Source organism: uncultured Fibrella sp., assembly GCF_964250085.1.
GTDB lineage: Bacteria > Bacteroidota > Bacteroidia > Cytophagales > Spirosomataceae > Fibrella.
Genome location: NZ_CAXUEC010000001.1, coordinates 812967 through 835281 on the forward strand (window position 1 = coordinate 812967; position 22315 = coordinate 835281).

The 22315-nt window shown below is 54.2% G+C and carries 21 protein-coding genes; 14 read left to right on the top strand and 7 right to left on the bottom strand.

Going from position 1 to position 22315, the window contains the following annotated elements; genetic code table 11:
- Positions 1-147 precede the first annotated feature (147 nt).
- The 5 genes from ACFE8Q_RS03255 to ACFE8Q_RS03275 all read left to right on the top strand — a co-directional run bounded on the left by ACFE8Q_RS03255 (position 148) and on the right by ACFE8Q_RS03275 (position 4886).
- A complete protein-coding gene (locus ACFE8Q_RS03255; RefSeq protein WP_375443918.1) occupies positions 148-690 on the top strand; it encodes an RNA polymerase sigma factor in 543 nt (180 codons plus the stop codon).
- Positions 687-1367: a hypothetical protein gene (locus ACFE8Q_RS03260; protein WP_375443919.1), complete on the top strand. Its 681-nt coding sequence runs from the start codon at positions 687-689 to the stop codon at positions 1365-1367. Before ACFE8Q_RS03255 ends, ACFE8Q_RS03260 begins: the two co-directional genes overlap by 4 nt.
- Positions 1364-2266 carry a DUF4097 family beta strand repeat-containing protein gene (locus ACFE8Q_RS03265; protein WP_375443920.1) on the top strand — a complete coding sequence of 301 codons (903 nt, stop codon included), beginning with the start codon at positions 1364-1366 and terminating at the stop codon, positions 2264-2266. Before ACFE8Q_RS03260 ends, ACFE8Q_RS03265 begins: the two co-directional genes overlap by 4 nt.
- 10 nt (positions 2267-2276) lie before the next feature.
- Complete coding sequence (locus tag ACFE8Q_RS03270; protein ID WP_375443921.1) at positions 2277-3602, top strand: hypothetical protein; 1326 nt, start codon at positions 2277-2279, stop codon at positions 3600-3602.
- A gap of 114 nt (positions 3603-3716) precedes the next feature.
- Positions 3717-4886 (top strand): porin family protein, encoded by a 1170-nt coding sequence (locus tag ACFE8Q_RS03275; RefSeq protein ID WP_375443922.1) that lies wholly within the window; start codon positions 3717-3719, stop codon positions 4884-4886.
- Positions 4887-4909: 23 nt separating this feature from the next.
- On the opposite strand, the gene ACFE8Q_RS03280 is transcribed toward ACFE8Q_RS03275, so the two are convergent.
- Positions 4910-6574, bottom strand: coding sequence for an amino acid permease (locus tag ACFE8Q_RS03280; protein ID WP_375443923.1), 1665 nt, complete (start codon positions 6572-6574; stop codon positions 4910-4912).
- Between the two features lie 71 nt (positions 6575-6645).
- Here ACFE8Q_RS03280 and gldA point away from each other — a divergent pair, with 71 nt between their 5' ends.
- Positions 6646-7569 carry a gliding motility-associated ABC transporter ATP-binding subunit GldA gene (gene gldA / locus ACFE8Q_RS03285; RefSeq protein WP_375443924.1) on the top strand — a complete coding sequence of 308 codons (924 nt, stop codon included), beginning with the start codon at positions 6646-6648 and terminating at the stop codon, positions 7567-7569.
- 129 nt (positions 7570-7698) lie between these two features.
- Here gldA and ACFE8Q_RS03290 read toward each other — a convergent pair whose 3' ends face one another.
- Complete coding sequence (locus tag ACFE8Q_RS03290) at positions 7699-8571, bottom strand: aldose 1-epimerase family protein (RefSeq protein ID WP_375443925.1); 873 nt, start codon at positions 8569-8571, stop codon at positions 7699-7701.
- A 208-nt stretch (positions 8572-8779) separates the two neighbouring features.
- On the opposite strand from ACFE8Q_RS03290, the gene ACFE8Q_RS03295 reads away from it, so the two are divergent.
- Positions 8780-9001 carry a DUF2795 domain-containing protein gene (locus tag ACFE8Q_RS03295; RefSeq protein ID WP_015329640.1) on the top strand — a complete coding sequence of 74 codons (222 nt, stop codon included), beginning with the start codon at positions 8780-8782 and terminating at the stop codon, positions 8999-9001.
- A gap of 301 nt (positions 9002-9302) precedes the next feature.
- On the opposite strand, the gene ACFE8Q_RS03300 is transcribed toward ACFE8Q_RS03295, so the two are convergent.
- Together ACFE8Q_RS03300 and ACFE8Q_RS03305 are read right to left on the bottom strand one after the other, a co-directional pair.
- Positions 9303-10055, bottom strand: a complete 753-nt coding sequence (locus ACFE8Q_RS03300) for a rhomboid family intramembrane serine protease (protein ID WP_375443926.1) — start codon at positions 10053-10055, stop codon at positions 9303-9305.
- A 110-nt stretch (positions 10056-10165) separates the two neighbouring features.
- A complete protein-coding gene (locus tag ACFE8Q_RS03305) occupies positions 10166-11509 on the bottom strand; it encodes a PQQ-dependent sugar dehydrogenase (RefSeq protein WP_375443927.1) in 1344 nt (447 codons plus the stop codon).
- Between the two features lie 213 nt (positions 11510-11722).
- Between ACFE8Q_RS03305 and ACFE8Q_RS03310 the strand changes: the two genes are divergently transcribed.
- The 5 genes from ACFE8Q_RS03310 (at position 11723) to ACFE8Q_RS03330 (ending at position 17482) form a co-directional block, all read left to right on the top strand.
- A complete protein-coding gene (locus ACFE8Q_RS03310) occupies positions 11723-11905 on the top strand; it encodes a hypothetical protein (RefSeq protein WP_375443928.1) in 183 nt (60 codons plus the stop codon).
- A gap of 127 nt (positions 11906-12032) precedes the next feature.
- Complete coding sequence (locus tag ACFE8Q_RS03315) at positions 12033-13727, top strand: hypothetical protein (RefSeq protein WP_375443929.1); 1695 nt, start codon at positions 12033-12035, stop codon at positions 13725-13727.
- 1 nt (position 13728) lies between these two features.
- On the top strand, positions 13729-14067 hold the full coding sequence (locus ACFE8Q_RS03320; RefSeq protein WP_375443930.1) for a tRNA-binding protein: 339 nt from the start codon (positions 13729-13731) through the stop codon (positions 14065-14067).
- Between the two features lie 74 nt (positions 14068-14141).
- On the top strand, positions 14142-16238 hold the full coding sequence (locus ACFE8Q_RS03325) for a plastocyanin/azurin family copper-binding protein (protein ID WP_375443931.1): 2097 nt from the start codon (positions 14142-14144) through the stop codon (positions 16236-16238).
- 152 nt (positions 16239-16390) lie between these two features.
- The gene (locus ACFE8Q_RS03330) at positions 16391-17482 is read left to right on the top strand and encodes a hypothetical protein (RefSeq protein ID WP_375443932.1); all 1092 of its coding nucleotides are present in this window, start codon (positions 16391-16393) and stop codon (positions 17480-17482) included.
- Here ACFE8Q_RS03330 and ACFE8Q_RS03335 read toward each other — a convergent pair whose 3' ends face one another.
- Positions 17483-18514 carry an LD-carboxypeptidase gene (locus tag ACFE8Q_RS03335; protein WP_375443933.1) on the bottom strand — a complete coding sequence of 344 codons (1032 nt, stop codon included), beginning with the start codon at positions 18512-18514 and terminating at the stop codon, positions 17483-17485. It abuts the gene before it with no gap.
- Between the two features lie 143 nt (positions 18515-18657).
- On the opposite strand from ACFE8Q_RS03335, the gene ACFE8Q_RS03340 reads away from it, so the two are divergent.
- On the top strand, positions 18658-19467 hold the full coding sequence (locus tag ACFE8Q_RS03340) for a FecR family protein (protein WP_375443934.1): 810 nt from the start codon (positions 18658-18660) through the stop codon (positions 19465-19467).
- 106 nt (positions 19468-19573) lie between these two features.
- Here the strand turns inward: ACFE8Q_RS03340 and ACFE8Q_RS03345 are convergent, their stop codons facing one another.
- Entirely contained in the window at positions 19574-20578 is a 1005-nt protein-coding gene (locus ACFE8Q_RS03345) for an NAD(P)H-dependent glycerol-3-phosphate dehydrogenase (protein ID WP_375443935.1), read from the bottom strand.
- Positions 20579-20644: 66 nt separating this feature from the next.
- Here ACFE8Q_RS03345 and miaA point away from each other — a divergent pair, with 66 nt between their 5' ends.
- The gene (gene miaA, locus ACFE8Q_RS03350; protein ID WP_375443936.1) at positions 20645-21514 is read left to right on the top strand and encodes a tRNA (adenosine(37)-N6)-dimethylallyltransferase MiaA; all 870 of its coding nucleotides are present in this window, start codon (positions 20645-20647) and stop codon (positions 21512-21514) included.
- 99 nt (positions 21515-21613) lie between these two features.
- Here the strand turns inward: miaA and ACFE8Q_RS03355 are convergent, their stop codons facing one another.
- Positions 21614-22225 carry a thymidine kinase gene (locus ACFE8Q_RS03355; RefSeq protein ID WP_375443937.1) on the bottom strand — a complete coding sequence of 204 codons (612 nt, stop codon included), beginning with the start codon at positions 22223-22225 and terminating at the stop codon, positions 21614-21616.
- Positions 22226-22315 lie beyond the last annotated feature (90 nt).

The following is a 22315-nucleotide window of genomic DNA, read 5'->3' on the forward strand; positions in this document are numbered from 1 at the left end:
CCCCCTTCAGGGGGGGGGGTAGCCCGCACGCGAAGCACTTGACACCGCAACAGCAAACAGTAAACTTTTTTCAATCCCCTTTCCAACCAATTGATGGTCGGGCTGCACTTTGTCGTGTAGCACCGGAACGCCGGACCGCTGAAAACCATGTTTCGCCTGGCCACTTTACCCGACATATCTGAACGTGATCTAGTCGACCAATGCCTTGGCGAACTGGTGGTTGAGCGACGGGCGGCGCAACGAACGCTTTATGACCGGTATAAACGGGCGATGTATTCGACTGCCTACCGGATCACCAACGACGCTGATCATGCGCACGATGTGTTGCAGGACGCCTTTGTCGAAGTATTCAAAAACCTGCGTCAGTTTAGTTTCCGGTCAACACTGGGAGCGTGGATCAAAACGATTGTAGTCCGGCAGGCCATTCGCAAACAGCAACTCGAAGGCCGCTTCGAAACGATCGACGAAACCCGTCATGACCAGCCTGCTGCTTTACCCGACACCATGACGGGTGCGGAGCTGGACGCAGCTATCCGTTCGTTGCCCGATGGGGCACGCACCATTTTTTTGCTGGTGGAAGTGGAGGGGTACATGCACCACGAAGTCGCCACGATGCTGGGAATTGCCGAGGGGACGTCGAAATCGCAGGTGAGCTACGCGAAGAAATTACTTAGACAGCGGCTCTCATGAACGATCTCTTAACCCGCCTCCCTGAATATGAACCCCGGCCCGACCTCTGGAACCGGATCGAGGCCGATCTGGATACCGACGAGCGACTCGTGCAGGTAATCAATGAATTGCCCGATTTTGAGCCGGAAAATGACCTGTGGGACCGGATCGACGCGGCGCTCGACCAGCCCAACCCCACGCTGCAAGAGCCGCGCCTGTTGCTGCATCCGGCCACGGAATCGGCCCGGCAAGTGCCATTTGGCCGCCAAACTGGTCAGGTACACATTGCCCCACGGTGGCGGGCTTGGCTGGCCACTGGTGTGTCGGCGGCCTGCCTGGTGTTGCTGGGTACGTGGCTGTTCAGGTATATGACCGCGCTGCCTACCGAACGAATTGAATATGCTGTGGAGCAGGCGGAGCCAGTACCCACCGATGTAGCACTACCCGAACAAAGTACCGCCGATCAGCGCGCCGAAGAATTCATTGCCCGGCAATGCGAAGAGTCCGCTCTGGCATGTCAGAAGCCAGAAGTCCGTGAGCTCCGGGCGCAACTGGGCGAACTGACCAGCGAACAGCAACGACTAGCGGCTGAACGACGAACGTTTGGCGATGATCCGGCGCTGGTAATGGCGCAGGTGAAACTGGAAAACCAGCGCGCCGAAGTCACTAAAGAACTCATCACGCTCCTGCGATCATGACCCGTATTCTCTCCTTTTTTCTGCTCTGGATTCCATTGCTGAGCCAGGCACAAACGCCGGTTCAAGTGGTGACAAAGGTGGTCGAAAAAGACCTGCCTTATACCGACGGGCAGACTATCCGGCTCAACGCTCAGAAAGCCGACGTTCAGGTGCGTGCGTGGAATCGGTCAACGGTGTCGATCCGGCTCCGGCTGGTGGCCAGACACCCCGACCGCGCCGTGGCCGACCGCGAAGTGGCGTATCACCAATACACCCTTCAGGCAACCGGCAACGTGCTCGAGCTGTCGAACAGGATCGCCGTTCCGGCGGGGGCAGGTAAGGTGCAAAGCCAGGTGAAAGCGATTTATGAGGTGAACGTACCTGAGAAAGCGCTGCTGTCGATAACCAATTCGTTTGGTGATATAACGCTTCGAGGCTTGTCGGGTGAGGTGACGTTGACATTTGAATTTGGCAAGCTAACGCTGGATGACATAGCCGGAAAACTGACCGTCACCTCCAGCTACGGCGACATTGACGCCCGAAATCTCGACGCGGTCCTGACGCTAAAAGCCGAAAAAGCCGATGTGAGCCTGCGCGATCTGGGGGGCACCTGCCGCATCTCCAGCCACTACGGTAAGCTGCTTTTACAGCTAAATCCGCAGTCGTTAAAAGCGCTATCCGTCGATGCGGCTCGTGCCGAAACAACGATCCAGACCCGAAGCATCACTGATTTTCGCTATGACGTTATCGCCACCTACGCCGACATCCGGGTGCCCGACGGCCTGACTGATGAACTGGGCAAATTCGGCAGCAAGCAGACGTTTACCTACGAACCACCCGGCCGAAAAGTGGAGTTGGTCATTCGTTCCAGCTACGCCAACGTGCTCATTCAGAGTGATAAAGCTTTCGTTAATCGTTAACTGCACAACCATGTACTCACGTTTGAACTGCCTCTTGAGTGGACTACTCTGTCTGCTGCTGATTACTCCGTCGATGGCGCAGGAATGGTCGTTCGGCCCCAAAACTTACCTTGGCCTGAGCCGCGTGCTGACCGTTGGCGATGAAGCCTTGCTGCCCATCGGCTATATCAGCACTGTAGCCGATGGCGACGCCACGATGAGTGGGCTGGGCGTTTTCGCCCGATACGACCGCCCACGCTGGTACGCCGAACTGGATGCGATTCAGGGAAAAAGTTACGCCGCCAATATTAACATTCAGTCCCGGTCAATTTCGGCACCGCTGTATCCGAGCGCCCGCCGATACGATGCACGGCTGATCGTAGGTTATAAACCTTTGCCCTGGCTTCGGCTCAGCGCCGGTCTGGTTGGGGTGGCCAACAACTGGAAACAGCGGGACAACACCGCGGAGATCACCCGGCTGGAAGCTTTGGCACAGGCCGAACAAAACCCGTCGATGCGGGAGCGGTTTCAGTACGAAGCAGAGTATTATCGCCTCAACGATATTGCCGGTAAAGCCCTGAAACAAAATGTGCTTGAAGCACAACTGGGTATTGGCGCTGACATCGGTGGCCTTACGCTAGACCTGACGTACAACCCCGGCCTGTCGCCAAGTATTGACGGCATTGCCTATCAGGCACGTACCTACGCCCTTCGGCAGCGGTATGCGTATTGGTCGCTGGGAATTGGCTACAAGCTCTTTCCGCTGAAAAGCCACCTGACAGCCCCGCGCAAAAACAAGGCCTACGCCCGCATTCAACGCGATATTCCGTTTATCCGCAATGAATTTCATGTTGGTTTGGGCATCCTGTTTGAAGACGTCAACAGCGCCTTCATCTATGAAAATCGCTACACCCGCTATATTCGGCCGCGCCTCGGCTGGACGGTAGGGCTGACTTATCTGCGTGGCTTAGGCGGATTTGAACCAGTTGCCACATCTGCCTTCCAAACTGGTGGGTTTTCGGCCACCAATACCATCTCGCTGCTTGCCGGTGCCCGTGTGCTACCGCTCTATAGCCGCCAGCACCGCATCGGCCTTACGGTCGGCGCCCAACTGACTTATGTTGGCGGTAGTGTGAGTAGTAGCGGCAGTTACCGCACCGTAACGGTCAACGGACAGACGACGGTGATCAGACCGGTGACCCTCACGGCCGGTTCACACAGAGACGGATTCTCCGTCACGCCGCAAGCCAGTATCGATTACCAGTTCCTCCCCACTGACCGGCTAGCTATTGGTCCCTGGCTCCGCGCCACGCCAGATTTTGGTTCGTACGGGTTGCAGGCAGGGTACCGGTTTTAGGGCGTCCCGTGGCACCGTAGCTCCAGCTTCGGTACTAATAAATCAACTACTGACTACCGAAGCTGGAGCTACGGTACCACACGCCTCTACCAGTTTCGGACAATATTACGCCTCATGAAACCTCTCTTTTCTCTCCTCATTTGCCTGGCAACGTACCCAGCTTTTGCCCAGTCGCCTTTCCGATTCGAGGCAGAAACGGGCGTGTCGAGCCTTCGGCTACCAACTCCGTATCGGAATGGCTGGCATGTTCGGCAGCAGTTGACGGCTTACCTTCAGCCCCGGTTAGGCGTAGCGCTGGGCCTTGGCTGGGGTGGCTCGTCCAATAACAACCCCTTGACTACACAGCCTAACAGGTACGGGCAGCCGGACCCAAACGCCCTGCTCGATTTTTACAATCGGCAGGAGCGTATGACCGATTTGTCGGCCGTTTGGTTGCCTGTACTTACCCGTCGGCACCAACTGAAAGTGCAGGCTGGCTTGTCGCTGCAACGACGGCGGGAAGTAAGCATAGACAGCATCTTCCGCGAGCAGCCGGGCCTTGATACCTATTACGACGCGTTGCCGACGTATACCGACCAGAGTCGGGTTGTGCCAATGGCCGCTCTGGGATATGATTATCGCCTCTCGCCGCGCTGGACAGTAGGTGTCAATGCCGTAACGTATTTACCTGCCAACGAGAAAGCCATCTCAACCATTGGCCTGCGAACCAGCTATCGATTCAATATCTCCCGCGATTCGCTGGGTATTAGCAACGGCCCCGTCGAGCCGCTGACATGGGGAGTGCGGCTGGTGGGAAGTCGGGTAGGAGAGAACGGCAGTTCGAGCGCGTCGTCGCGAAATATAACGCGGTTCGTTGCCGGTCTATGGACAGAATACCCGCTATCGCTGACCTGGGCGATGCGCGGCGAAATAAACTACGCCCAACGCGGCTACCGCTTCGAGGCCTACAGCACTGGTGGTCGTTCGGCTATCGGCTCTCAAACAGAAGCCACGTACCTGGAGATGCCGCTATTGTTCCGGCACGAAGCGGCCGAACGATGGCACCTGTACGCTGGCCCTTATCTGGCGTTTATGCTGAATGGTACTTCCTCGTCAGATGCTCGCCCTACGGTGGCCATCAGCCCGCACACAAACAGCGGACTGATGCTGGGAGCCGACTATCAGCTTAGCCAGAAAGTATCGATCGACCTGCGTTACCAGCGTGATCTGCTTCAGATCTCAACTACGCCCTACAGCAATAGCTACCATAGTTATCAGCTAGGCGTAAACTGGCAGATTCGGTGAGATAGCGAGTGGGTGAGGGGGAACTACGCCAGTTTGCTTTTTCTGAACCCGTATGTGAAATAGATGGCCAGGCCGATGACCAGCCAGATACCGAAAATACGCCAGTTACTGGCCCCCAATTCGGTCATCAGGTACAGATTCGTCAATACGCCGATAACGGGCAGCAACGAGAAATTATACCGGAAGCCCTGAACGGCCAGAACCGCCCAAACGCCCCAGAAAACGATCAGTAGCGGTTTGCTTTCCAGCGTCTGGATCAGGTTGCCCGTTGTAAGCGCGTAGGCCATCACCAACAGTAACACCACACCAATGATGTACTTGCCATTGATGTACGGGACCTTGAACTTCGACTGCGCCGTAAGGCCCTTGGCATCCAAAAACAGAATGCCCGCGCAAACCATGATGAAGGCGAAGAACGTACCTACACTGGTGAGGTCAACGAAAAATTTAAGGTCCATAAACAGCGACGGTATCGCTACCAGGAAGCCCGTGACGATGGTGGCAAACGAGGGCGTTTTGTACTTCGGATGAATCGTTGAGAAGCGTTTCCAAAGCAGTCCATCGCGGCTCATCGTCATCCAGATGCGGGGCTGCCCGAGTTGATACACGAGCAGCGCACTGGTAATGGCCACCACCGCACTCACCGAAATGACGCCCGCTACAAAATCCAGGTTTACTTTCTGGAACACATACGCCAGCGGATCACTCACGCCCAACTCCTTGTAATTCACCATACCCGTCAGCACCAGCGTAATCAGCACGTATAAAACCGTACAGATCGCCAGGCAGTAGAGCATGGCTCGGGGCAGGTCGCGTTGCGGGTTTTTACATTCTTCGGCTGTAGTTGAAATGGAGTCGAAGCCAATGAAGGCAAAGAATACCGACGCCACGCCACTAAGCACGCCCGCCACACCATTGGGCGCAAACGGCGACCAGTTGGCTGGTTTTACATAAAAGGCACCAACCCCAATAACCAGCGCAATAACGGCCAGTTTCAGCACCACCAGGATGTTGCTGGCCACGCGTGATTCCTTGATACCAATGTAAACCAAGGCCGTAATCAGCACCGTGATTGTTCCGGCGGGGAGGTTGGCAATCAAATGGAGATCGCCAACTGTTGGTGCATCGGCCCAGGCTTGTGCCAGAACACGCGTGTTTTCGGGCAGTGTATCCAGCGACGTACCTGCCAGTTTGGTTTGCTCCACCAGGTCAAAGGCGCGGTGGGCCGAGCCGTAGTCGGTAGCGAAATATTTAGGAAACGTGATACCAAATCCGCTCAGCATCGAGGTGAAATATTCAGACCACGAAATGGCCACTACCATATTGCTGACAGCATATTCAAGAATGAGCGCCCAACCGATTACCCACGCAAAAATTTCGCCGAAAGCCACATACGCATATGTGTAGGCACTGCCACTAACAGGCACGGTGCTGGCAAACTGGGCGTAACTGAGCGCCGTAAATACGCAGGCGATGGCCGTGAACACAAACAGCAGCGACACCGCCGGGCCACCGTTGTAGCTGGCCAGGCCGATAGTGCTGAAAATACCGGCACCAATGATGGCTGCAATCCCGAACGAAGTGAGGTCACGGACGCCCAGTGTCTTCACCATCTTGCTGGATTCACCGTCGGCGGCATCACTTAAAATTTGTGTTACGGTCTTTTTGCGGAAAATAGAATCGCTCATGTAGTGAGGTCGGCTTACTTTTTTAGATCATGATTCGTTAAAAATAGGCAGAGTTTGCCCTTTTTTGCCAAATGTCTATCCAGATCACCAATCTTTCCAAGCAATACGGCCAGCAACGGGCCGTAGATACCATTGCGTTTCAGGTCTCGCCGGGCGAAATTGTTGGCTTTCTGGGGCCAAACGGAGCCGGAAAGTCTACGACCATGAAAATTGCTACCGGCTACCTCGCGCCTAGTGAGGGAACGGTGCTTATCAACGGCCACGATATACAAACCGATCCAATGGCGGTGCGACGGAGCGTAGGTTACCTGCCCGAGCATAACCCACTTTACCTGGACCTGTATGTGAAGGAGTACCTGCGCTTTGCGGGTGAGCTGCACGGCATGCGGGGAGGCGCGCTAAAATCGCGTATCGCCGACGTGATTGACCAAGTCGGGCTAACCAACGAACAGGGAAAACGCATTGGCCAGCTCTCGAAAGGCTACCGCCAGCGTGTTGGCCTGGCGCAGGCATTCCTGCACAACCCGCCCGTGTTGATCCTCGATGAACCCACCACCGGCCTCGACCCTAATCAACTCGCCGACATTCGGCAGGTGATCAAAACGGTAGGTCGTGATAAAACGGTGCTCTTTTCAACGCACATCATGCAGGAGGTGGAGGCACTCTGCGACCGGGTTATCATCATAAATAAAGGCAAAATTGTGGCGGATAGCCCATTGGCCCAGCTTCGTGGTCAAACGGCTGATTCGACCAGCCAGGCAACGTACCTGGCCGATTTTGAGACCGACCTGCCCGATTTGGCTGTGCTGGGTACGTTGCCCGGCGTACTCTCGGTTGATCGGTTAGAGCTTGGGCACTACCGCCTCACGGCCACGTCTGATATTGATTTGCGGGCTGCCATTTTTCGTCTCGCCGCCGATCGTGGCCTGATCCTCGTTGGCCTCCGCAAGCAGGAAACCTCCCTGGAGGGGGTGTTTAAGGAGTTGACAAAGTGATGTGAGTCAACAGGAGCCCTAACACGGAGCTACACAGAGAACCGCAGAGTCAGTATTTTTCTCTTGGGAATAGACCTCTGTGCAACTCTGCGGTTCTCTGTGTAGCTCCGTGTTAGAGCTCCTGTTGACTCACATCACCGTAATTGAAAAATGCGCCACGAAGCTGTTGCCAGCTCGAATGCGGTGAATGCCCTGTTTGCCCTCGATGGGGCGGGGTTTAGAGGATGTATCGGCTACGCCCAGCCACGGTTCAATGCAGACAAACGGAGCACCTGGTTTAGCCCAGATACCCAGATAAGGGAAAACGGCGAAATCGATGCGGATCGACTGGTCGTTTTTGTGGCTCTTTAAGGTCACCTGCCGCGACTTGAGGCTCAGCAGTACCAACGCATCATTATTGAACAGATCGGGCGTCAGGTTCAACTGGCGGTTGTCCAGGCTGATGCGTTGCTTCTCACCATTCAGTAACCCGTCGGCCCCGAGCAGGCTGGTTTCCAGTGAACCGTCGCGCTCGAATTCGAGGTAATAATCGGTGTAGTCTTCACCCGGCTTGAAAGGCACATTGAACGCGGGATGCGCACCAACTGACATAAACATGTTGTCGGTGCCTTTATTTTTTACCCGATAAGTAATGGTCAGTTCCGGCCCATCGAGTTCGTAGGTAATCTCGAACATGAAATCGTAGGGATAAATGGCTTTTGTGGCTTCGGACGAATGCAACTCGAAGGAGGCGAATTCCGGGCTCGATTCGGTGCAGATAAAGTCGGAGGTGCGGGCAAATCCGTGCCGTTTCATTGGGTACGTTTGCCCATCCACTACGATCTCATCATTGGTCTGCCCGCCAACTACCGGGAATAAATTAGGCGCGTGCCAGGGCCATATGGCCGGGTCGGCCTGCCAGAGGTGTTCCGTGTTTGTTTGCCGGTTAAAAAGGGAGGTAAGCTCAGCTCCCTGATCGCGTATACCAACGCGGAGGTATTGGTTTTGAAGCGTATGAGTCATGCTTTTAGAACGAGAGTACAATCGATTGTGAAGATTAACTGTACAAAAATTGGTTGGTTTTTATAACATTGCCCCTACGAACCCGTTTAAGGCATAACTTGCTCAAAAGCAGCCTCTGAAAAAAAGCAGGGGAAATGTATTGCATTAGTGATTTTTTTTACTTTTGCACCCTCAAAAATATTGACATCAAATCAGCTAGATTTCTACTATGTACTGGACTCTCGAATTAGCATCCTACCTTGAAGATGCCCCATGGCCTGCCACTAAAGATGAACTGATTGACTTCTCGATCCGGTCGGGTGCCCCACTGGAAGTGGTCGAAAACCTTCAGGAACTGGAAGACGACGGTCAGCCTTATGAAAGTATTGAGGAGATCTGGCCAGATTATCCAACGAAGGATGATTTCTTCTTCAACGAAGACGAATATTAACAAGCAGACACGACTGGCATGAGCCATTAACGTGTTGGAGGGATTCACTAAGTGGGCAATGTTGGCATGGCTGATGTTGCCCATTTTTTTGTTTCTTTTTGGGTTGAAACGGTAATATAGGCTCTGTAATGCAATTTTCTTGAAAAATAATCAAACTATTTTTCAAACAGTAAACTAAAACAGTCATTAGGGCGTTTACCTTATATCAATCACAACAAAGCCCTGGTCCGTCAAACAGACTAGGGCTTTTTGCAGTAAGGCGAGTCGTGTGCTGGCAGTACAACCAGCAGAGGCAACGTACCTAGAATACCAGGAGCGACGTAATTATGACCATCGCGATGGGCAGACCAATGGCAAACCACTTGGCCGTCATCCAGTTGGGCACTGGCCAGCCGAGCTCTGAACGGATGCCCGGGTAAAAGGCCATTCCGCAGACCAGCCCCCCCAACAGACCGCCGATATGAGCGGCATTGTCAGCGCCGATGCTGATACCGATCAATAAGTTGATGCCCACAACCGAGAGTGTACTTTTCAACAATGCTTTTCGCACGTCGTCGGTGAAAAGATTGGTCAATACCAATGCCAGTAGTACACCTTCGATGCCAAAAATAGCCCCCGATGCACCCGCACTGACTGCAACGGTATGCCACCACAGGCTACCCAGACTGCCCGTCAGGCCAGTGGCCAGGTAGGCGACCAGAAAACGCCAGCTACCCAGTAAGGGCTCGATCTGCATACCCAGATACCGCAGCGACATCATGTTTACGGCCAGATGAATCACGCCGATATGCAGGAAACAGGCTGTCAGCAACCGCCATGGTTCTCCGGCCCGCGTCAGGGTGGTGTAGTTGGCACCCCAATGAACCAGATCCTGCCCGGTAGGACTCATGATATTGACGCCCGAAAACACCATTACGGCAAACACGGCGATGTTCAGCAGCATCAGAATAGGCGTGACCCGGTACCTGTTGCGGGGCGTAAACACATCGCGCAGGCTACCGGGGTGGTAAGCAGGCGTTTCTTGCTGGGGTGGATTCGGTTCGGTGGGTGCCATGTAGGAGAGATTACGTTTAGAGTGTCAATCTACAGGTGTCAAATGCTTTACTCATTAACGAGATGATTAATGAGTAAAGCATTTGACACCTGTAGATTGACACTCTAAACTTACTTTTTAGCCATTACCCGCCAGACGGTGCCTTTCACTGAATCGGTAATGTAGAGCGAGCCATCTGGTCCCTGGGCGAGTCCTACCGGGCGGTGTTTGGCTGAGCCGGGGCTGGCTAATTCAAGTTTACCAGCATTTGCCTTTTTGCCGGGAATGCCCTGCTCGGGAACACCCGCGAAGTTTTCGGCAAACACTTCGTAATCTCCCGATGGACGGCCGTCTTTACCAAACGGAATGAAGGCAACAAAATAACCGCCCTGCATCAGGGGTGCACGGTTCCAGGAGCCATGAAAGCAGACAAACGCGCCGTTTTTGTAGCGGGCTGGAAACTGATTTCCGGTATAAAATAATAGGTCATTGGGTGCCCAGTGAGCCGGGAAGGCCATGATGGGTTTCTCTTTACCCGCACACAGGTCCTGTTTGGTGCCGTCGCCGCCATATTCGGGAGCCAGCAGTTTCTTGTTCACGTAGTGATTATTGTAGCAGTAGGGCCAGCCGAAATCGGCTCCTTCTTTCACCATCAAAAATTCTTCAGATGGCAGCTCGGCACTAACCGAATCGGTGAAAACGCCACCCCAGTTATTGAGGTTGTCGCGCCCGTGCTGCAAGGCGTACAGCGAGTTAGACACAGTGTTCCAGTCAAGGGCCACGGCGTTGCGGATGCCCGTTGCATAGCGCTTTCCGTCGGCTTGCCGTTGGTTGGTCTTGTTAGCATCGAACTGCCAGATACCGCCGTAGTTTTCCAGAATAGGGCAGGGCATCTGTCCTTTTGAACCGGGTTGCCGATCTTTTTCCTGACAGGCGTTTGACGGGGCACCAAAATTCACAAACAGACGACCGTCGGGCGAAATAGCCAGCGACTTACTGGCGTGCTGGCGTTGCAGTGTAAGGCCTACCACGATTGGCTCGGCTACGGCATCGGCCATTACCTTACCGTTTGTTAGTTTGTAGCGGTACACCGATGTGTCCGACGAGGCGTAGAGGTAGCCATTGGCAATGGCGGCTCCTGTGCCCGTGTTGTTGCTGAACATCACCGTTTCTTCGGCCCGGCCATCACCGTTGGTGTCGCGCAGTTGAACAAGACCCTTGCCGTCTTTCAGGCGTTCGAGTTTTACGAAAACAGTACCTGTAGTAGGGTCGACGGCTGCGTGGCGGGCTTTCCCGATATTGTCGGCAAACACCAGGGCGCTGAAGCCGGGAGCGAGTTTCAGCCCACCATTATCATCGTCGAACCGAATACCCTGGATAACAGTGGCTTTTCTGGCTGGTTTGCCGGGTTTGGGTGCGGCGTTGACTCCCAGGCTCAGCAGTGTGAGCGGAAGGAGTAAGAGAGTTGTTTTCATCGAAAGGATATTGTGTTGTTAGCAGGTTGATAACCATTTACGGAACTGCGAAGTTAGGCAGCTAGATCAAAATCGCTTTGTTCTGTTACGTAGTTTAACATAGAGTAACACCAAACGTAGCGTATCCCGTCTGTTGACGCCAGCAAATCAGGCGTCTGGGTTTGGGGTGGAACGGCATTAAACCAGATATAACCAACTAAATAGCCTTGAGCGATGAACACACAACCGAACGCCGACGAAGCAGAACAGCCCGACAGTAATACACTGGGTGGTACATCCAGCACTGGTGCCGGTCCTGATGGGGAAAACGCCAGCGTACCGACGCCCCAGACAACCGGGTTAGGGCACGACGATCTGGATAAGGCCGATGACGTGGCCCAGCGGCTGGGAGAGTGATGGCTGGAAAATAATTGAGTAGCAGATACATATGGGAATACAGGAAATCAGCGTGCAATTTTGCTTTAGCTAAGGCAACTGGTAGAAAGCCAGTTGCCTACTATTCAGCCTGCTCTGATTGTCACCTATGCGTAAACTGACCCTACTGCTGGGTGGCCTGTGTATCAGCCTGTCTGGCTTATACACTGCCGCCTGCGCTCAGACTGCCCTGCCCCGCCTCGACCTGTCGACGCTCAGCCTCCCTGCCAACTGGCAACGGGCTGGTGGCGTTACCGTTGGCCCCGAAAGTACCGCCATTAAATCGAAACCGGGCGGTGACGTTATCCTGATCAGTGCTGGCAAAGACCCGCTCACACTCATCACGCCCGCCAGCGATTTCTCGCTTGAGTTCGATGTGCTGATGGCACCAAACGCCGATGCCGTTCTGATCTTGCCCAATGGAGAAGCACTCAGCCTGGACCATGCGCGGGACATCGTTCCGTTGCTGAAATTACCGGGCCTCTGGCAACCTATTCGTCTGGACTACCGGGCCGAAAGCAATCTGGCAGGCCCCATCCTCGAACGGCTGTTGGTAAATGGTGTAGTGGTGCGGGAAGGGTATAAGCTGGCGCAGAAAGCTGCCGGAGCCCGGCCCGTTCAACTCGTGGCACAGACCGGTTCACTAGCCATTCGGCATGCAGGTTATCGCGCTCTGGAAAACCGCAAGGTAGCCAACTGGGCTGGCCCACTCACCTACAAACTGTACGGAGAAAGCATTGAAACCCGCGAAGGACTGGCCGGGAAAACGCCCGTTAAGGCAGACACGATCAGCAATCTCAGCTACAACGTATCGTATGGACGGCCAGGCCGATTTGCCGTACTGTTCGACGGTAAATTGAACGTACCTGCGGCGGGCGATTACCAGTTCGATCTGGTGATGGGTGGCGTAGCCGGCCTATGGGTCGACGGAAAAGCCGTAATTCCGATGGTATACGACGAACTGGGTGCTACTAAAACCTACACGACGCCACTAACGGCTGGTATTCATGCCATTGAGGTCATGTTTTCGCGCTCGTGGCCACGTCCGGGTCTTGGCCTGTTCATCAGTCAGGCAGGAACACGGCCCCAGGCGTTGCATGCCGACGGATCGGTGCCCGAGTTCTCGCCACCGGGGCAGGTGACCGTGCAGGCCGAAGCGCGCCCTACCCTGATCCGGTCGTTTATCCAGCTTCCCGGCGAACTCAACAAACGTACTAAATCCCTGTCGGTGGGCAGCGGTACCGGGCTACATTATGCCGTCGATCTGAGCCAGATGGCCCTGCTGATGGCCTGGAAAGGGGACTTCGCCGATGTGACGCAGATGTGGTACGAACGCGGCGAGCCACAACTGCTCAAGCCAATGGGCACGCTGGTAAGGCCATCGCCGCGCCCTGCTTTCGCACTGTTGGCAAACGCCAACGCTGCCTGGCCCGACAGCCTGAATGAAGACGTGTTGACCTATGGGGGCCTGGTATTGAATAAAGAAGGATTGCCCACGATGGAGTATACCCTGGCTGGCCTGACCATCCGCGAAAGCCTGCGCCCCACCAGCAATCGGCTCGATCATACGTTCGCCGTAACCGGCAACGTACCTGCGCAACCGATTTATTGCCGGTTGGCAGCCGGGAAAATCATCGAAGAAGTGGCTAAAGGCCTGTTTGCCATCGACGACCGTAGTTACTACATCCGGGTTGACCCGAAAGTGAACCTGGTGTTGCGGCAACTGGGTACTCAGCAGGAGTTGATGATGCCCGTTTCGCTGAAAGACGGCGCGGCAACGGTCCAATACAGCCTGGAGTTTTAAGATGGAACCACTATCCTGGGCCGATTTCATGAAGGTCGATATGCGCGTGGGTACCATTACGGCAGCCGAACCGTTTCCGCAAGCCCGCAAACCGGCCTATAAACTCACCATCGACTTCGGCGCTGAGATCGGCATTAAACGTACGTCGGCGCAAATCACCAGGCTCTACCAACCCGACTCGCTTGTTGGGCAACAGGTAATTGCCGTGGTCAATTTTCCGCCGAAGCAAATTGGCCCGTTCATGAGCGAATGCCTTGTCATGGGCAGTGTCGCCGCCGACGGTACCGTAACGCTACTAACCACCACGCAGCCAGCCGAAAACGGACTGCGCATCGGATAAATCCTCCAAACCTATAAGGCCGGAAAAGAGACGGGGTCGCCCAGACCTTATAGGTTTAAAAACATCGTTGAACTGTGAAAAAACAACTGATACAACTAGTGGCCGTAGCCACACTTTCACTCATTCACTCTTTTTCTTTCTCACAAGGCAAACCTGCCGGTGAAGACGATTATTACCGCATTGTCACACTGCCCATCCCAGACGGTGTACAACTCGAAGTGGGCGGCATGACCTCGTTGCCCGACGGGCGGCTGGCGGTGAGTACCCGGCGCGGCGATGTCTGGCTTATTGGTAACCCCTACATGCAGGGAAGCCGACAGCCAACCTTCAAACGCTTTGCTACGGGCCTCCACGAGCCGCTGGGCCTGCTTTATCGAACTGTTGGTCCGTATAAAGGGCAGCTTTTCGCCACGCAGCGTGGTGAGGTAACACGCCTGATCGACACCGATGGCGATGAAGTGGCCGACGAATACCGGGCATTTTACAAATGGCCGCTGTCGGGCAACTACCACCAATACAGCTACGGCCCCATTCCACTGCCCGATGGCGATATGGTCATCACGCTCAACCTCGATTGGGTCGGGAAAGGAGCCAGCCAGTCGAAATGGCGCGGGTGGATGCTGAAACTGAACGACAAGGGCGAAATGACCCCCTGGGCAACGGGCCTGCGCTCACCGGCGGGCTTCACGGCCCTGCGCGATGGCAGCATTTTTTACGCCGAGAATCAGGGCGACTGGGTTGGATCGGGCCGGGTAACGCATCTGGAAAAAGGTGATTTTGCCGGTAACCCGGCTGGCCTGCGCTGGTCGGGTGAGCCCGGTTCGCCGCTGGCACTGCGGCCGGAGGACGTACCCAGCACCGGCAAACCGATGTTTGAGGTAGCCAAAACCGTGAAAAACCTAAAAGTGCCCGCCGTCTGGTTTCCGCATACGCTAATGGGTATTTCAACGTCAGACATCAAAGAAGATACCACGAACGGAGCTTTCGGGCCGTTTTCGGGGCAACTGTTCGTGGGTGATCAGGGCCATAGTAAAATCATGCGGATGAGCCTCGAAAAAGTAGGAGGTAAGTGGCAGGGCGCTTGTTTCCCCTTCCGTGAGGGCTTTCAGTCGGGTATTTTGCGGATGCTCTGGGGGCAGGATGGCTCCATGTTTGTCGGTATGACCAGCCGGGGTTGGGCCGCTACCGGCAAATCGCCCTTCGGTGTACAGCGCCTCGTCTGGACGGGTAAAATGCCCTTCGAGATGAAAACGATCCGCTCAAAACCCGATGGCTTCGAGATCGAATTCACGATGCCCGTCGACCGGAAAACGGGCGAAGATCCGGCCAGCTATGCGCTCAACAGCTTCACCTACAAGTACCACAGTACCTACGGCAGTCCCATCGAAGACGCCCGTACCGTGCCGATCCGGGGCGTAGTTCTGAGTCAGGATGGGCGCACCGCCCGTATTGTGGCAGATACGACCCTGCGCCAAGGGTATATTCACGAAGTAAAAGCAGAAGGCGTGAAATCGGCTTCAGGTACGTTGGCGTTGCTGCACAACACAGGCTATTACACCCTCAACGCCATTGCCCCCGGTGATCTGGCAAACGTACCTGCACGTATGGTGGCATCGGTTGCCACTGGCCAGACTGGTGCCATGCACGACCACAGCGCCATGATGGCGAGCACGTCGGAAAAGGCGGGTATGGGCGCGAAAACAACGGGTAAAGGCAAAGCTATTACACCCACGAAGAAGGTAGCGGCTTCCATCAGTGCAAAACGCATGGTTGATATGCCCGCTACCTGGACAAACGGCCCCGATCAGACGATCAGCATCAGCACTAAACCGGGTCTAAAATTCGATACCGAAAAGGTAGACGTGAAAGCCGGGAGCCGCATTAAGTTCGTTTTTAATAACAACGACGATATGCTGCACAACTGCGTGATTGTGAAACCCGGAACCGCCAACGCCGTGGGTAATCAGGCTTTGAAATTGAACCTGAACGGAGCTAAACTAAACTACGTACCTGCCTCGGGCGATGTGCTGTTCCACACGAATATCCTGCAACCCGAATCGGCGGAAAGCATTTACTTCACCGCCCCCACCGAACCCGGCGACTACCAGTTCGTCTGCACCTTCCCCGGCCACTCGTCGCTGATGCAGGGTATTCTGCGGGTGGTGAAGTAGTAGGATCAGTGTGAGGCGCAAAAAGCGAAAAGACAGAAGCTCTTTTCGCTTTTTTTATGCCTTTTGCAAGCTACATAGATGGGCTGATTGTGACATTTAGGTACGTTGCGCATCCATACTGGTAGATATAGACTATAAAATCCTCACCACTTATGACCCTCCGTATTGCTGTGCTGATCGCATTGATTTTAGGCTCTGCCTGTGTGCGTGCGCAGGAGTCTGTTGAAAAAACTGACTCAACCATTACGCAGATTGTTTACCCCGAAAAGGAGTTAAAAATTTGGTACGGCAGCGACGATTTTCGAGTCGATAGATTTGTGATTCTTCCAAACTATACTCTCTTGTATAACAATGCATTATCGACGTTTCGATTGCTTGAAAACAGCGAAAATTTAGTTAAAGATGAGGCGCATCTGTTGCGTATTAAGTCGGTAAGGCCATATCACGTAGTGGTTGGCTCCAATGAACAGAAATGGGCATTAGGGCCAACCACTACGTGGTTTACGGTGCTGACTGACTCAACCGTGCTGGCTGGCACCGTGTTGTTTGAGGGCCGAAAAGAAGTGCCTGGCTATTTGTTGATTACGATCAAAAATGGCAAGCTACTGATCGAGGAAAAGCAGTTTGATCTGGATAGCAAAACGGATAATGTTGAGCCCAACTATTTGCAGTTAATAGATGCCTATACAGACTATAAAGGAGCACAGCTTTATTCCAGCAGGTTGATCCTGTCGCCTACTCCGAAAGATGAATTTGTTGCTCAGAAAAGTTTGTATTTAAAAACGGCTCAGAAACCGTTGTTTCTCTATTTTGCTGAAAAGCTGGATACGACAAGAAGGAAACTAATTTACCCTTACCAGCTTATTGCAACGAATGACCGGTTGCTTATCTACAATCCCGAGGCGGAACAGCTACGTGTAGTTACTACGGATATAGCTAATCCGGTACTGCTCGATGTTGCAAAGGCTTTACCCAACAACGTACCCAGGGGCCGCAAATTTGGCCCCGAGTTTATGGTCGACAGAGTAACGAATCAGTTGTATTATAAAACGTTGGCCAATTCGGAAGGAATCATCGATCAGTTGGTAATGAGTGTACGTTTAACGGCTGATACCATCACGTTTGACCCAGTTTTGCGTAGCGGTATGACCAACTATTTCAGCCGGTATGTCAACAACCGGAAACTGTTTTTCTACGACAGTAAGAAAGGCTACATCTACGTGACCAAAGCCGATTTGCCATGATTAACGCACGGCTGGTTCTAATAGTTGAATGGTGCCTTTGGTGGCGTCTATCTCCGCATTGAGACCGACGGGAATGGTAAACTTGTCGGTGATGTGGCCGATCATGGAGCCCGTAAAGGCAGGTACGTTCAGCGGTTCCAGGTACGTTGCCAGAATGTCTTCCAGCGTCAGCGAGCCGTTGGTGTTCTCCGAATCGCACTTGGTGCATTTGCCGAAAACTACGCCCGCCACCTGATCCAGAATACCCGCCAGTTTGAGTTGCGCCATCATCCGGTCGATGCGGTAGGGGGCTTCCTGCACGTCTTCCAGAAAAAGAATCGCCCCTTTCCAGTCCGGTACGTAGGGGGTGCCGATGAGGTGGCTGAGCACCGTCAGGTTGCCGCCGATGAGCCGACCACGCGCTGTGCCGGAACGGATGGTCGTGATGCGGTCGCGGGTGGGGGCAAGCGTTGGGGCGTCATCAACCGGGTTCTGAAACTGCACGGCTTCTCCGTCTACGAGTACGCGCTTCAGCCAGTCGGTGGTGAAGCGATTCCAGGTAACTGCGCCCACCGGGCCATGCATGGTAACCAGCCCGGTTTTGGCGTTGATGGCCAGCAGCAGGGCCGTAATGTCACTATAGCCAATGATGATTTTAGATGTGCGGCGTATCTGGTCGTAGTTGAGCAGCGGTAAAATGCGCGCACATCCCCAGCCGCCGTGCATGGCCATCACCGCGTTGACAGATGAATCGGCAAAAAAGGCGTTCAAGTCAGCGGCCCGGTCTGCATCATGACCGGCCAAATAGCCGTACCGGTCATAGAAATGAGCCGAAAGTTTCGTTTTGAAACCCAACGCCTGTAACGACTCGATGGTAATCTGTACCGTTTCCCTGCTATAAGCGGGTGCCGCCGGGCAGAACAGACCAATGGTGTCGCCAGGTTTGAGGCGAGGCGGTTTGACAGATGGGAGGACTGGTTGTTGCCGGACCGGAAATTGGGTTACAAGTGGGGCCAGTAGAGCCGATTTAAGCCAGGTACGGCGTGGAATCATATCCTTGATTTTCGCACTAAAAGCGCTCTTTCTGCTATTTATACCCAAAACAAACAGCCTTTGGTACCCGTTTTGATTCACTCAGTAGAAAGGTATTTTAGCCACCTTTGGCAATCTATAGTGCACTTCGCAACGGAAAATAAATGAAGCCTTACGCCCAGTATACAGCTAGAGAGCTGGCTGCAGACGACCTGTTTATCCGGTGGGTGAAACACCCGGAGGATGATGAGGTGGCGGCGTTTTGGCAGGGGCTGGAAGACATGCAGCCCCAGTTGCGAATCCGGTTCAGAGATGCCCGGCAACTGGTGCAGGAAATTGGCCAGTCGCTGACAATCAATACGCTACGCTCCGACGAAATGGCGACGGTATGGGAGCGTATCCGGGGCTCGTTGCAGGACATGGAAGACGTGCGCCCGCTCCGGCCCGAGGTGCGTTCCTTCATCGGCTGGTGGTACTTTGCCCGGTCTATCGCCGCCACCGTAGGCATTATACTCCTGGTGAGCTGGACAGTTTACAAGCAATACACCCAGGAGGCCTCCCGGTTAATTACCACAACAACCCAGTCGCGGCGGATCTCGCTCCCCGACGGGTCGGTCGTTACCCTGCTGCCCCACAGCCAGTTGCGCTATACACCACGTGGGTTTGCGCGGGAAAGTGCGGCCGAAGGCGATTCGACGGTTGAACTTACCCGGGCTGTCTGGCTCGACGGAACCGCCGATTTTGAGGTAGCCCGCCCCACCGGAAGGGGGATATCCAATGCCTTTCGGGTGCATACGGACAACCTGACGGCCGAAGCTACCGGAACGCGCTTTCGGGTTAGCCACGAGCAGGAAGGCACCCGCGTGCTGCTACATGACGGCGAACTGGACCTACTGGTAGGCCATCGCCAGGTACGTCATCTGTCGCCCGGCGAATCGGTTCTGGTAGCTGGTGGCGATGTGCAGGCAGAGTAAGGAACTGTCATCACGCTGCGCTGTCATTTATTGTAAAAGCGATGAATGACAATCAATGACAGGGTAGCGTAATGACCACATAATGACAGCATAGCGTAATGACAGTCTACACCAGCTTTCCCTTCAGCAGAGCCATTTCGGCGGATGGTGTGGCCCCTTCGTACAAAATTCGGTAAACAGCATCCACGATGGGCATACGTACCTGATACGTTTCGTTGATGGCGTAAATGCTTCGCACGGCGTAGTACCCTTCGGCAATCATGTTCATCTCGGTTTGCGCCGACTGGATGGTGTAGCCCCGGCCGATGAGGGTGCCGAAGGTGCGGTTTCGGCTAAACGGAGAATAAGCGGTCACGAGTAAATCGCCGAGATAGGCCGACCGGCTCAAATCACGTTCCATCGGATACACCGCGTCGACAAACCGGCGAATCTCCTGCATGGCATTGGAAACCAGCACCGCCTGAAAATTGTCGCCGTAGCCCAGGCCGTGGGTAATACCGCAGGCCAGGGCGATGATATTTTTCATCACGGCACTATACTCTACCCCATACAGATCATTGAGCGGCGAGGCTTGCACAAACCGGCACGTCAGTAAGTGCGACACCGTCTGAGCGCAGTCTTTTCCTGTCGAGGCAATGGTAAGGTACGATTGCTTTTCCAGGGCTACTTCTTCAGCATGGCAGGGCCCGGCAATGCAACTGAGGTGCTCTTTAGGTACGTTATAGGTCGATTCCATCCAGTCGGTGACTAGTTGGTTAGACGTAGGAATCATGCCTTTGATGGCTGAAATGACGTGTTTTCCGGCAAAATGAGCTGGCGTGAGGCCGGTAAGGGCTTCTGAAATAAAAGCGGCAGGAACGGCCAGAATAACAAAGTCGGCATCGCGGATGGCGTCGCGGATTCTGGTGCAGACCTTTACCTTACGGGGGTTAATCTGTACGTCGCTGAGGTAGCTTCTATTATGATGAAACTTCTGAATATGTTCGGCGTCGGTCTTGCTGCGCAGCCACCAGCGAATAGAACTGTTCCCTTCCGAGAGAATTTTTATCAGCGCAGTGGCCCAGCTACCGCCGCCAATCATGGCTATTTTTACGGGTGTCGATGACTTCATAGAACAAATAAACCCGTTTTCGACTCGAATGGCCAAATTTTCGGCTGAACAGACCCCGTTTGCACCATGCTCGTCATCCTCGGACCCACCGCCAGCGGCAAAACGCACCTGGCCGTACAGATGGCCCACCAACTCCGAAATGAAGGTAAACCCGCCGAAATCATTAGTGCCGATTCGCGGCAGGTATACCGGGGCATGGATATTGGCACGGGGAAAGATTTGGCCGAATATACAGTTGACGGTCAGCCGATACCGTACCATCTGATCGATATTGTTGAAGCAGGCGACGAGTACAACGTCTTCCGGTATCAGCAGGATTTCGACCGGGCCATGCAGGCTATTCGTGACCGAAATGCCGTGCCAATTTTGTGTGGTGGCTCCGGTTTGTATATCGAAGCCGCCTTACGCCCCGACGCTATGCTGGCCATTCCACCAAACGATGCACTTCGGGCGGAGCTGGAAACGCTCAGCGATGCGCAATTGCGCAACCGGTTTGAGCAAACCCCATCGACCTATTCAGATAAGGCAGATACCTCGACCCGTAAGCGCCTGATTCGCGCCATCGAGATCGGAACGTACCTGAATGCTCATCCCAATGCTTCACCCGCCCGGCGCCCGCCTCTGCCCCCTTACCACACGATTGGCCTTGACCCGCCGGTAGCTGTTCGGCGTGAACGAATTAGCCGCCGTCTCCGTAGTCGCCTTCAGTACGGGTTAATCGACGAGGTAGAGCGCCTGCTCAGTCAGGGAATCTCGGCGGATAAATTGATCTACTATGGCCTTGAATATAAGTTTGTTACGCAGTACGTTCTTGGGCAGTTAACGTACCCGAAGATGGTTGTTCAACTGGAAACGGCCATTCATCAATTCGCTAAGCGCCAGATGACTTACTTCCGAAAGATGGAACGCGATGGGCTGGTGATTGACTGGCAATAGGACATCGGATTTTGGAGTGGGGATTGTTGCTTACGCCACAGCAAAACCCATGCATCAGCAACAAATCCAAAATCCGATATTCCCAATCCAAAATCGTTTCTACTCCTGCACCCACTCGCGGTGGGGGGCGTCGGGTCCTAAGTGAAAACACCTACGACACCTTGCTTCATAACTATCTGTTTCTCCGAGTAATACGCGCTCCTGGGAGGGGAGTAGCCGGTATGAATAATGAGCAATATCACCACAAATGACACAAATGGCATGAACTTTGGTAACAAACTCAGCAACAGCCATTAACTGCGGCATGCAGCCAAAGGGTTTACCCGAAAAATCCATGTCCAGCCCAGCTACGATGACCCGTTTGCCGTCATTGGCCAACTGATTGCACACCTCGACAATGGCCGAATCGAAGAACTGCGCTTCGTCGATTCCAACTACGTCGCAGGCATGCACCAGGGGCAGAATACTGGCTGCTTGTGAAACCGGGACCGACGGAATTGCGGACGCGTTGTGCGACACAATGTCGTGCTCGTGATACCGCGTATCGAGGCTGGGCTTGAAAATGCCGACGTTGAGTTTGGCAATTCGGGCGCGGTTGAGGCGCCGGATCAGCTCTTCTGTTTTCCCCGAAAACATGGAGCCGCAAATCAGTTCTATCCAGCCTACACGCAAATGAGGCGGTTCGCGCCGACGGGTGGGTTCAATAAACATACTATTAAAGACGTTGGGATGCTGTCAGCACAGTTGGGCGAGGCTCATTTTGAGGGATTCATTCGGGCCGTAATCCGCAAACGATTCGTC

Coding starts and splice junctions, on each gene's coding strand:
- ACFE8Q_RS03270 (WP_375443921.1), top strand. CDS start 2,277: ATGTACTCACGTTTGAACTGCCTCTTGAGTGGACTACTCTGTCTGCTG.
- ACFE8Q_RS03355 (WP_375443937.1), bottom strand. CDS start 22,225: ATGTTTATTGAACCCACCCGTCGGCGCGAACCGCCTCATTTGCGTGTA.
- ACFE8Q_RS03340 (WP_375443934.1), top strand. CDS start 18,658: ATGAAGCCTTACGCCCAGTATACAGCTAGAGAGCTGGCTGCAGACGAC.
- ACFE8Q_RS03315 (WP_375443929.1), top strand. CDS start 12,033: ATGCGTAAACTGACCCTACTGCTGGGTGGCCTGTGTATCAGCCTGTCT.
- miaA (WP_375443936.1), top strand. CDS start 20,645: ATGCTCGTCATCCTCGGACCCACCGCCAGCGGCAAAACGCACCTGGCC.
- ACFE8Q_RS03265 (WP_375443920.1), top strand. CDS start 1,364: ATGACCCGTATTCTCTCCTTTTTTCTGCTCTGGATTCCATTGCTGAGC.
- ACFE8Q_RS03295 (WP_015329640.1), top strand. CDS start 8,780: ATGTACTGGACTCTCGAATTAGCATCCTACCTTGAAGATGCCCCATGG.
- ACFE8Q_RS03300 (WP_375443926.1), bottom strand. CDS start 10,055: ATGGCACCCACCGAACCGAATCCACCCCAGCAAGAAACGCCTGCTTAC.
- ACFE8Q_RS03260 (WP_375443919.1), top strand. CDS start 687: ATGAACGATCTCTTAACCCGCCTCCCTGAATATGAACCCCGGCCCGAC.
- gldA (WP_375443924.1), top strand. CDS start 6,646: ATGTCTATCCAGATCACCAATCTTTCCAAGCAATACGGCCAGCAACGG.
- ACFE8Q_RS03310 (WP_375443928.1), top strand. CDS start 11,723: ATGAACACACAACCGAACGCCGACGAAGCAGAACAGCCCGACAGTAAT.
- ACFE8Q_RS03255 (WP_375443918.1), top strand. CDS start 148: ATGTTTCGCCTGGCCACTTTACCCGACATATCTGAACGTGATCTAGTC.
- ACFE8Q_RS03290 (WP_375443925.1), bottom strand. CDS start 8,571: ATGACTCATACGCTTCAAAACCAATACCTCCGCGTTGGTATACGCGAT.
- ACFE8Q_RS03275 (WP_375443922.1), top strand. CDS start 3,717: ATGAAACCTCTCTTTTCTCTCCTCATTTGCCTGGCAACGTACCCAGCT.
- ACFE8Q_RS03320 (WP_375443930.1), top strand. CDS start 13,729: ATGGAACCACTATCCTGGGCCGATTTCATGAAGGTCGATATGCGCGTG.
- ACFE8Q_RS03330 (WP_375443932.1), top strand. CDS start 16,391: ATGACCCTCCGTATTGCTGTGCTGATCGCATTGATTTTAGGCTCTGCC.
- ACFE8Q_RS03280 (WP_375443923.1), bottom strand. CDS start 6,574: ATGAGCGATTCTATTTTCCGCAAAAAGACCGTAACACAAATTTTAAGT.
- ACFE8Q_RS03335 (WP_375443933.1), bottom strand. CDS start 18,514: ATGATTCCACGCCGTACCTGGCTTAAATCGGCTCTACTGGCCCCACTT.
- ACFE8Q_RS03345 (WP_375443935.1), bottom strand. CDS start 20,578: ATGAAGTCATCGACACCCGTAAAAATAGCCATGATTGGCGGCGGTAGC.
- ACFE8Q_RS03305 (WP_375443927.1), bottom strand. CDS start 11,509: ATGAAAACAACTCTCTTACTCCTTCCGCTCACACTGCTGAGCCTGGGA.